Raw genomic sequence first — 8,939 nt, 5'->3', positions numbered from 1 at the left:
TCAGCCACGTGATCATTCTGACTGCTTGAAGCGGCCCGGCGCAGTAGCCGGACGACATGTCACACCGAGGCGAAGGTTGCCTGATGCGGCACTAGTCAGCCCGGGGCCGACAACTGCCGCTCACTGCCGGTACGGTGGCTCCGGCAGTGCCGGGCATTGGCGACCATGTCCGAGATGCCGCCCCTCCCGCGCGCCCCTCCTCGCTGCCAGAATGGATTCGGACGTTGCCTCCCGCGAACCCGATCACACTGCGGTCCACCCTCAATGCGACCGACTCTGCCCAGGTGTTTCCTACCGTGCGCCGCCTCACCTCCGAGTGGCTGACGAAGAAGTTCGGAATCGCGCCGCTGGCGACAGGGAACCATGTCCTCAGGCCTGGCACCGTCCTGGCCAGCCAGGTTGTCTACGGCGACAGCGGCACCGAGCACGCGATCCGTCTGCAGCTGCGCCAGGACGAGCCGGACGCGACCTGGCGCACAACCATCACCGCCGTTACCCCCGACGACGCGTCCGCGGTTGTCAATGTGACTCTCGAAGCGTTCCCGAACAATGGCGCGAGCGTTAACCCGATGCGCCCCGCCATCGTGCGCGACCTGGTCGCAGTCCTCCACCCGAACGACGGTCTGGCCCGGCTCACGCTCAAGACTCAGGAAGTCGACACCAACGTCGACCATCTCGTCCATGTCCTGTGCGACCCCGGCCGGCACCTGCCAGTCATCGTTGCCGCCCGCCCGCTGTACCCGAACAGCACCTGGTCGCGGCGAATGGAACAGGTGATGCTCCACTGCGCCGGCGCCGCCTCCCTCTACCTGCTGCGCGACGCCGACGCGGTCGACGCCTTTCGCAAAGCCATCGGCGAGCACCACCGCGTCGCCCCCGGCGCGGTACGCACCTTCCTGACCGAAACCGACCCCGCCTGGCCAGCAGACGGAGCCCGCCACCGCTTCGTCACCATGGCGCGGATGACCGCCCCCGGTGACCACGCTTTCCGCAACATCAGCTTCAGCGCCCAGCGACTCGCCTCCGCCGTGTCAGTGCCCGCCGACCTGCGCAACCTGGCATTCCCGGACGCCGCCCACGCCCACCAGGCGGAGCGTCGTGCCGCGCTGGCTACCGATCGGACCTCCAGCGAGCTCACCATCCTGCGCCAGGACGTAGAGCTACTGACCGGCCTTCTCGCCCAGGCCGACACCGACCTCAAGGAAGCCGCCCGCAACAGCGAACTGAACGCCCGGACCATCGACTCACTCGAAACTCAGACCAAAGAGGCCGAGGAAGTCTCGCTGCGCGACATCGAAGAGTCGATCGCGGCCTGGGACGAGGTCGAACGGCTGCGCAAGGAAGGCGATATTCTGCGGGCACGCCTGCGCGATGCTGGCCGCTTCAACGACACCGTGGTGACGGAGCAGAGCCCGAGCATCCCGCAGTCCTTGGAGGAGCTGTGGGAGCGCTTGGGCGAGTTCGCCGGACTGGTGGTCACCGCCGAGTCGGGCGAGGCCTTCGCGCTGGACGAGTACCCGCGAAGCCGGATATGGGCAGCCAAGATCTGGAACGGACTGACGTTCCTCGACTCCTACGTCAGCCAGGCCGATTTCGACGGCCACGTTCAACAGTTCTGCGAAGCGAACGCCAGCCCGGTGATCTGGTCGCCGAAGCACCTCGCCATCAACGAGACGCGAGCCACGATGGACCGGTGGGGAGGCGAACGGATCTTCCCGGTGCCCGGCTGGGTCGACCCGACCGAGAAGGTGGTGATGAAGGCTCACCTCAAGATCGACAACTGGAAGACGATCGCTCCTCGCGTCCACTTCTACGACGCCACCCAGATTCCCGGCTCCCCACCGAAGATCATCGTCGGCTATATCGGTGCCCACCTGACGAACACCAAGACCTGATTCCAGTCTCAGAGCGTGGTCGTCACTCGTTGCCTAAACCCCGGCGCCGGGCGCCGACACCTCGCACCGAACCCTGTCAGTACAAGCTGGGATGCTGACCGGCATGGACGATGAGGCGCAGATGCGAGGCCGGGTGTACGGAGCGGACTACGACGACCCCGACCCTGGGCCACAGCCAGGCCACGACTACCGGGAGCTGTGTGCCGGCCCGCTCGACGGCCTCCTCCTCGATGTCACGGGCTGGGACGGTGAGCAGCTCGCCGACGGCGCCGCGCTGCTCACCGAGATCGGCGCCTACGGTCCCGGCGGCCGTGCCCATTACGAGCCGAGCGACGATGATCCACAACGTTGGGACTGGCGGGGCGATACTCCCTGAAGTACCCGCAGCCCGCTCCGCTCGTCGAGCCGATCGAGCGCTCCGACCAGGGCGCACGGCTGCGCCTGCTCCACTGCCTGGCACGTACACCCCCACGGCCCAGGCAAGCCGTACCCGGCGGCCGGGCGTGTTCACCGCCCGGCCGCCGACTCGCTTCGCTGACTCCAGGGCCTGGGCCATGCTCCCGCCGCCGGCTCTCCGGTGCCTGGTCAGTGCGGCCGGACGCCCCACGTGCTGTCCTGGCCCGTGCCCCACATCGTGTCAGCCTCCATGCCCCACGAGGAGTCGGTGGGGCCAACGCCCCACACGGAGTCGCGGCGGCTGGCGCGGGCGGAGCGGGTCATGGTGGCCTCCCTGGCACAGATGATCGGGTGGCCACTGTAGGCCGGGCGCTCGGTCCTGTCGCCGGAAGTTGGGACGGCCACGGGCTTCGGCTCTCGCCTGTCGTCGGGCGGCCGGTGTCTGAAGATCGGCGGCGGCACCTGGCTGCCGTACGGAGACCTGTTCCACTACGCGCACTCGGCGCACCCCGCCGTCCGGTGGAACTACCTGCCGGCACTGGAGCGCGCCATCGGGATGCCGGGCTACACCCCCTCCGGCCTGCTGGTGGGCGGGTCCGCCGTGGTGGGCCACCACCGTTACTCGCTCGCGCGGTCGCTGCCGGGAATCGCCGTGACGACTCCCACGCCATGGGCCCCTCGGGCATGATCACATCCACCACGCCACACCATGGAGGTCGCCGTGAGCAGTCTGCTCGACCCGCCGGACGAGGCACAGCGCCTGCTGCTGCACACGGTATGGGAGGTCTTCGCCGAGCACGGGAAGTTCCCCATGACCCACTACGTCGACTACAAGATGCGCGAGGCCGGCCACGACACCACGACCGTTCTCCACAGCTTTCCGGCCGTCGGCCACCACCTGCGCGGGAGTGGCTACCAGGCGATCACCTGGTGGGGATCGGGCCGGCCCTCACCGGACAACGGTCCGGTGGGGCTCACACTGGCCGGCCTGCGGCAGATTGACGACGAACGGGCGGCCGCGATCGGAAACCAACTGCTGACCTTCATGCGTGCGCTGACGCAGGCGAGGCAGCAGATAGCGAATCACCCGTTCGAGATGCCCAACCTGACTCTCCAACTCCGCGAAACACTGGAGCGTGCCGGTGTGAGCACCAAGTACGGTCACCACGCCGCAGTCGTCGCCGACCAGGAGTGGCCCGGCCTGCGTTTCACCTACCAGTCGTCCTCATTCGGCGGATTCGGAGAGCTCGGCCATCTCGCCAGGGCCGACTTCTCGACGCTCGACGACTACGTGGCGGCCGTCGCCGCCGAGCTCGCTCCCACGCCGGCACCAACAGCCCTGTACTACGCCGAGCCCCGTGCCCTGCTGCGGACCCTCAACTTCCTTGACCTCACCTGTGAGGTCGTACTCCAGAGGACGCTCGTCCCGCGTTTCCCGACCGACCGCGTCTGCCGCCTGGCCCTGCCGGTGGACGACGAGGCGGGGTTCAACACCGGCGTGATCGTCCTGGCGGAGTTGCTCGGAAGCTTGAACGTCCCCAAGACAAAGTCGCAGCCGCCCTTCGCTCCGAAGCGGATCGGGGACTGGCTCGCGTCCCAGCTCCCCCGCGTTGACGAGGACGCCGTCAACGCGGCTGTCGAGATCCTCCTGCACATCCAGGACCTGCGAAACTCCAGCGTTCACCCCAAGCAGCGGCCCGAGCTGATCGCGGCTCACCACGCACTTGGCCTCCCCTTCCCCATCAAGGACCACGCCGCGGCCTGGGACAGCGTCCGGGCCTACGCGGACCGGGCCCTGTCGGTTCTGCAGGAGGAGATCCAGGCGGTCCGGGCCACGCGCCAGGCCGAGGACGCGGCGCTCGGCTCGTAGCCGCAACATGCCTGTCTGGAAGCATCGGACAACCGTAAGGGAGGCCGCGACCGCCGCCAGGCTCCGACCAGCACACCGGACTCGCCGGGTGGGGATCAGACCGGGCGGGCGCGAGGCCAGGTGCGACCGAGGAGTTCGCTGGCCTGTGGGGTTCGACGGGGCGCTGAAGAGTTCCCTCATCGTGCCCGGCTCCAGAACTGGTGGCGTCGTGCCAGCCGTTCCTGGTCGGCGGTTCGGGTGCTGTGGGGCCGGCGCGGCGCGGGGTGGTGGGGACGGTTCGGGTACCGGGGGGAAGCGGTCGGGGCAGGAGATGCTGCGGGGCGCGCCAGTGCCAGGCTCGCTGTCCCAGTAGGCGAGTTGCCAGTGGGCTTCCAGCCAGAGACGGACCTCGTTCGCCTCCGGCCAGAGCTTCCAGGTGCCGATCGCGAGAATGTGCAGGCCGGGGCGCAACTGGTCGAGCAGTGCGGGGTGCCGGGTGCACAGGCGGACGGCGACCGCACCGCCCCCGGCGTCGGACCCGGCGTCGGCCGGATCGCGCAGTGGGCCACCGAGATCGAACACCTCACCCCGCACAAGCCCACCGTCCGCGCCGACGCCGTCCTGCAAGCTCCCGACCACGGTCTGCCGGTGCTCCGGCGATTCACGGTCCGGGTCGGCCTACCGATGCACCGATAGGTCGACCCGGGCGGGACTGGTCACCGCCAGACGAGTTCGAGGTGCTCGGCCAGGAATCGCATGGCCTCGACCGCGACGGTGGCCCCCGCCGCGGCGAGCATGCTTCCGCTCATCCTGCCCGGGTTCCTCCACGCGGGCAGCGGCGGTCGCCGCCGCCCCCGCTGGCGGGGGCCGCGCCGACGGGTCCCGCCGGCAGGGGCGCGGCCACTGGTCCTGTGGTCGCTCTCCCGTTCGGGCTGGTCGCATCGAGCGGGCCGTTACTGACTTCGGCGCTTCAAGGTGATGGCGGTGGGAGGTCGAGGGAGAGTCCGGTCGCGGCGAGGAAGCCGTCCAGGACGTCGGATCGGTACTGCAGTCGCTTGAGGCGGTTGCGGACGAGGGTTTCGAGTCGGTCGAGGGCGACGCTTGCGAGGTTTGCCAGGCTTCGTTTGACGTGGGCCCACAGGTACTCGACCGCGTTCAGCTCCGGTGAGTATGCGGGCAGCACGAACACGGTCAGCCAGTCCCGCGCGTTGATCAGGTCTCGCATGGCGTGGGAGACGTGGGTGTTCAGCCGGTCCCACACCAGCACGATTGGTGCCCTGACCAGGTGGTGCATCCCGTCTATCAGGCCGATGTAGTCGTGCTCGGACAGGCTGCGGCGTTCGCCCTTGCGGCCGCTGTGTCGCAGGACGCGGTGGCACAGCCGGGTGCGCGAGCCGGGTCGCATCGCGAGCAGCCCGGCGACCGAGATCCGGCCGGAGCCCCGGCCGCTGACCTTCACGACCGGTGTGGTGCCGCGTCGTCCCCAGGTGCGTCCGGTGGGCGGTCTGCGGGTGAACCCGGCCTCGTCCTCGAAGCAGAGCCATCCGTCGCAGGCCGCCCGGGCGCTTTTACCTCCGCCCAGGTCACCTCTCTCCAGGCGGCCACGGCCTGTTCGTCGCGTTCTGCGGCCCTCCGCACGGGGACCTGCGGGGTGAAGCCGAGCCGGTGCATCAGCCGGGTGGCCCCCGAGACGCTGTAGGACACGTGGAACTTGCGGCCGATCAGCGTGGCCACCCGCGCGCCGGTCCACACCTGGTCCTGGTCCCAGCCGTGCGCGGCCGGCCCCTGCTCGAGGTATTCGGCCAGCTTCTCCCGGCACCGCGCCGACAGCTTGCACCGCTGCCCACCCGGTCCCCGTGACGCCAGCGCCACGGCCCCGTCCTCCCGCCAGGCCTGGTGCCACTGGTAGGCCGATTTCGCGGTCACCCGCAGCCTGCGGGCCACCTCCCTCGGCGGGACACCTTCGTCGAACAACACGGCTGCCTCCAGCCGCACCGACTCGCGGTACTGACGTGCCTTCGGCGTCAGACCGCCCCCATCCGCATAGCGCATACCAACGGCATAGCGCGCAAAAGACCGTCAGTCAGCTACACAAACAGGCCAATCACCTCGAAGCGCCGACGTCAGTAAAGAGCTGCGGCGCCGAGACGGGCAGCGCATCGACGGGCCGACTGGTCTGTGGACCCCGATCCAGAGCAGGGGCGCCCGATGATTGCCTTCCTGCTCACGGTGCTCGCCGAGTGCCTCGGCTCCCTGATCGCCAGCGCCGTACAGGCGCTGGGCAGCAAGACGATCAAGGCGGTTCGAGACAAGAGGTCGAGTGGCCGCCTCCGTCAGACTGCCGCAGGCGACGAGCTTGGGGCCGCGCCCGATGACCCGCAGCCGCCGGCCGGGAGCTCAGGGGACGCGGCGAGGAGCCTGCCGTCCCCGTCCCGGCCTCCGGCACAGCCTGCGGAGACCCGCCCGAATCAGGTCGGCGAGGGACCGACGTCGGCGAGCTGACCACCGGGTTTCCACCCGAGCACGGGAACGACGGTGCCCCCCGAGACCTGAGCTGGCCCAGAGGGGCACCGTCGTACGCTCCGACTACTCGTTGATCAGCGCGGTCTCCACCGTGCTGTCGGCCGAGCGGCTCCTCGGCACCGAGGGAACCGGCTCCTCTCGGGCGGTGGGCTGAGTGAGGCTGTCGACCAGGTGAAAGTGCAGGACCAGGACCGACGGCAGTGAGCCCCGCGCCACCATGAGGGCGGGAGGGGCCCGTTCCGTAGTTGGTCAGCCTGCCGAGGCGTACCTGGGTCAACCTTCTCCTCACCCCGTGGCCCCGGTGGTCAGCGTGGCAGGTTGGGCAGAAGCCGCCGTAGGACTGTGGCAGGGTCGGCTGGGCGGCCTCTCCATGGGGCCAGGTCATGGATGGGGAGAGGCCGCTCGGGCTTCAGCCGACGGCCCGGAGAACCAAGCCATCACGGCGCTCTCCGAACCCTCGAACTGCAAGCACGTGGTCGGCGGCAACAACGAGCGGCACGACTCGTCTCTTGTCCCGTCCAAGACCCGGACCGCATTCGCTTCACCTCCCCCGGTAGGAGCTGGCTTCGAACACTCGTGGGCTCCGGCATCTCGAAGGTGTTGGAGCTCACGGGCGGGTCTTCCAGTCGAGACGCTTCGTCAGCCGCCCTACTGCGCCAGCAGACTGTCAGCCGGTTTCCTCGGCCAGGCCGCGGCTGGCGTCGAACGCTGAGCGGGTGGCGAGGGCGGCGTCGTGCAGTTCGGCGAGGAGCTCGGACAAGGCCTTGTCGGCCTTGTCGACGTCTACCTCGCGCTCGATACGCCACACCTCCGTGGTGGGGGCGCTGCCGGGCTTTGAGACGGCAACGTGCGCGTGGAATCGAAGCCGGTTCCGGTCGAGGACCTGGAACGCGAGCGCCGCGTGGAGCTGCCGGTAGTCGTCGGGCAACGGGAGGTGCCGGGGATCTGACTTGTGCCGGGTGCAGATCAGTCGGCCGCGTTCGAGGTGGACCCGTTCTCCGGGGACCCCGGGGCGCCGGCCGCGCTGGCCGGTGGGCACAGCGATGGGGGTGTCGAGGCCGGTGGCCTCGGTCTGGGGCCAGGTGTCGAGGTCGGCGGCGATGTGGACCGCGCCGGCGCCGATCTGGTCGATCAGGGGGGAGAAGCGGTCGCACGCCTCGAAGTAGAGGGCGTGGGCCGCCGTCTCGGCTGTGTCGAGGGCAGCGATGCGGTCGGTGAGAGTGGTGGGGTCCTTGGCCATGGATGACGGTGCTGGCGGTGGCGGTGGCGGGAGCTCGGGCAGGAGGGACAGTGTGCGGGTGTGGTGCCGCAGTCGCACGATCTCCACGTCCGGGTACTGCTGCAGGGCTTCCCGCAGCGCCGGCAGGCGGCCGGCGGGGAAGTGGTGGCCGAGGACCACGCCGGTCAGCGCGTCGCGGATGTCGATGCTGTTGTGCTGGAGGGACTGGTCCAGCAGGACCAAGCGGTACTCGTTCTCGTTCGACCAGTCGTAGTGCTTGCGGAAGAAGAGCTGTTCGGCGGTGTCCCGAGCGTAGACGCGGGCGAGGGCGTCTGCCCCGAAGGCCTTGGCCTGTCCGAGGTCGAACCCCCGGCGGTTGAGTGCCTTGTCCATGAGGTTGTAGGACACCGGCCCGTGGAACCGCAGGTCGTCGTCGGTTCCCGTGCGGTCGAAGGCGGCGATGACCTTGTCGCGGTCGAAGCGCAGGCAGACGCCGCTGTGACGGCCTCCGTAGTGGGCCCACAGTGAAAGGTGCGCCCACCCGCGCAGGGCGTCGGGGTCGAGGGCATCGTGCGGGAAGGCGAAGTCCCGGGTGAGGCAGGCGACCTTGGTGTGGAGCCGGATGCTGCGGTCGATCTCCTTCCAGGCCCAGTTGACGGTCTCGGTGTCGGCCTGGTCGTCCTCGTGGACGCTGAGGGCGGGGTGGAACGAGTCGGACTCCCACAGGTCGTTCATCGACTCGTACGGGCCCAGGCGCAGCGTTCCCGTGGCGAGGATCCCGGTGATCACCGCGTCGGCGCTCGTGTAGTGGTAGAGGTCGCCTGTCTCCACTGCCTCCGCCTTCCGGGCGGCACGCTCGGCGAATGCCTCGAAGGGCTCCCGCAGCGTCCCCATCTGCCGTGACCTGGCCATCCAAGTTCTCCTGCCACTCGACCGGCGGTCCCCCCTCGGGACAGGCCTTCCTGTGACGGCTCGTCTTTTTAGGTGCGGGGGTCGGTTGTTGGGTTGGGGTGTTGTGGATGGTTTGGGGGTGTGACGGTCCGGTGAGCTGGGGTCG

Annotated in this window: 6 protein-coding genes and 1 pseudogene; 4 read left to right on the top strand and 3 right to left on the bottom strand. The window is 69.3% G+C overall.

The window, feature by feature from the left end; all coding sequences use genetic code 11:
- Positions 1-296: 296 nt before the first annotated feature.
- The 4 genes from ACFVYI_RS41870 (at position 297) to ACFVYI_RS41855 (ending at position 4,836) form a co-directional block, all read left to right on the top strand.
- Positions 297-1,895, top strand: coding sequence for a hypothetical protein (locus tag ACFVYI_RS41870; protein ID WP_387895258.1), 1,599 nt, complete (start codon positions 297-299; stop codon positions 1,893-1,895).
- A 103-nt stretch (positions 1,896-1,998) separates the two neighbouring features.
- Positions 1,999-2,271 carry a hypothetical protein gene (locus tag ACFVYI_RS41865; protein ID WP_387895255.1) on the top strand — a complete coding sequence of 91 codons (273 nt, stop codon included), beginning with the start codon at positions 1,999-2,001 and terminating at the stop codon, positions 2,269-2,271.
- A gap of 741 nt (positions 2,272-3,012) precedes the next feature.
- On the top strand, positions 3,013-4,161 hold the full coding sequence (locus tag ACFVYI_RS41860) for a hypothetical protein (RefSeq protein ID WP_387895252.1): 1,149 nt from the start codon (positions 3,013-3,015) through the stop codon (positions 4,159-4,161).
- A gap of 432 nt (positions 4,162-4,593) precedes the next feature.
- Positions 4,594-4,836: a hypothetical protein gene (locus ACFVYI_RS41855; RefSeq protein WP_387895250.1), complete on the top strand. Its 243-nt coding sequence runs from the start codon at positions 4,594-4,596 to the stop codon at positions 4,834-4,836.
- A gap of 274 nt (positions 4,837-5,110) precedes the next feature.
- On the opposite strand, the pseudogene ACFVYI_RS41850 reads toward ACFVYI_RS41855, so the two are convergent.
- The 3 genes and pseudogenes from ACFVYI_RS41850 to ACFVYI_RS41840 form a co-directional block, all read right to left on the bottom strand.
- A pseudogene (locus tag ACFVYI_RS41850) lies at positions 5,111-5,620 on the bottom strand (transposase); the annotation flags it as partial.
- Positions 5,596-6,192, bottom strand: a complete 597-nt coding sequence (locus ACFVYI_RS41845; protein ID WP_387895247.1) for a winged helix-turn-helix domain-containing protein — start codon at positions 6,190-6,192, stop codon at positions 5,596-5,598. The pseudogene ACFVYI_RS41850 and the gene ACFVYI_RS41845, both read right to left, overlap by 25 nt.
- Before the next feature lie 1,138 nt (positions 6,193-7,330).
- Entirely contained in the window at positions 7,331-8,794 is a 1,464-nt protein-coding gene (locus ACFVYI_RS41840) for a DUF2971 domain-containing protein (protein ID WP_387895245.1), read from the bottom strand.
- Between the last annotated feature and the right edge of the window lie 145 nt (positions 8,795-8,939).

The organism is Kitasatospora sp. NPDC058218 (genome assembly GCF_042882445.1).
Taxonomy (GTDB): Bacteria; Actinomycetota; Actinomycetes; order Streptomycetales; family Streptomycetaceae; genus Kitasatospora.
This window is presented reverse-complemented; position numbering and strand designations above follow the sequence as displayed.